This is a genomic window from Rhodococcus sp. AW25M09 (assembly GCF_000333955.1).
GTDB lineage: Bacteria > Actinomycetota > Actinomycetes > Mycobacteriales > Mycobacteriaceae > Rhodococcoides.
Genome location: NZ_CAPS01000166.1, coordinates 1 through 1,150, shown reverse-complemented (window position 1 = coordinate 1,150; position 1,150 = coordinate 1). Strand labels below are relative to the sequence as shown.

The 1,150-nt window shown below is 58.9% G+C and carries 1 protein-coding gene; it reads left to right on the top strand.

The annotated features are described in order from the left end of the window. The first annotated feature begins 49 nt into the window (after positions 1 to 49). Positions 50 to 1,150: an IS630 family transposase gene (locus RHODMAR_RS26790; RefSeq protein WP_081606130.1), complete on the top strand. Its 1,101-nt coding sequence runs from the start codon at positions 50 to 52 to the stop codon at positions 1,148 to 1,150.

Here is a 1,150-nt window from a genome sequence, read left to right as displayed (position 1 = left end):
CCTAGTGGTCCGTCTGTGAAATAGTGGGGTAGTTTGTAGTATGCCTGTTATGACAGCGGCGGCTTTGCCGGTTTCGGATGAACAGCGTGCCGAGTTGGCACGAATGGCTGCGTCGACGGCGTTGCCGCATCGGACTGTGGTGCAGGCTCGCGGTTTGCTGTTGGCGTGCGATGGTGTGGCCAACGAGGAGATTGCGCGTCGGTGCGCGGTCGATTCCGATACTGTTCGGCGGTGGCGAAAGCGGTTCGTCGACAAAGGCATTGCCGGTGTCGGGGTGATCGCGAAGGGCCGTGGACGTAAACCGAGTTTGCCTGCCGGGACGGTCGAGAAAGTTTTGAAGATCACCCACCGGGAGCGCCCTGCGGACGGGTCGACGCAGTGGAGCACTCGTACGCTGGCGGCACGGGTGGGTGTCGGAAAAGATGCGATCGCCAAGATTTGGGCCGATCACGGTTTGACGCCGTGGCGGGTGGAGACGTTCAAGGTCAGCAATGATCCTCGTTTCGAGGAGAAATTGGTCGATGTGGTGGGCCTGTACCTGAATCCGCCTGCGCGGGCGGTGGTGTTCTCGTTCGACGAGAAGACGCAGTGCCAGGCACTCGACCGCACTCAGCCGTCGTTGCCGATGAAGAAGGGACGTGCGGGCACTATGACGCACGACTACAAGCGCAACGGCACGATCGATCTGTTCGCGGCGATGAACATTTCCACCGGTGAAGTTCTGACGGAGTTGCGTAAAGGCCATACCGGCGCAGACGTGTTGAGGTTCTTCAAGCAGATCGATGCTGCCGTACCTCGAGGTCTGGGCGTGCATGTGGTGCTCGACAATCTTTCTGCCCACAAGACACCCGAGATTCAGAAGTGGTTGTCGCACAAAGACCGTCGCCGATGGCACCTTCACTTCACACCGACTTCGAGTTCGTGGTTGAACCTGATCGAGCGATGGTTCAAAGAACTCACGGACAAACGACTACGCCGCGGAACGTTCTCCAACGTCAGCGAACTGACCGAGGCCATCACCGTATGGGCCGAACACTGGAACCTCGACCCGAAACCGTTCATCTGGAAAGCCACCGCCGAATCCATCGTCGAAAAGGTCCAACGAGGACGCGACACCCTCAACCAGATCAAATCGCAGACAGACCACTAG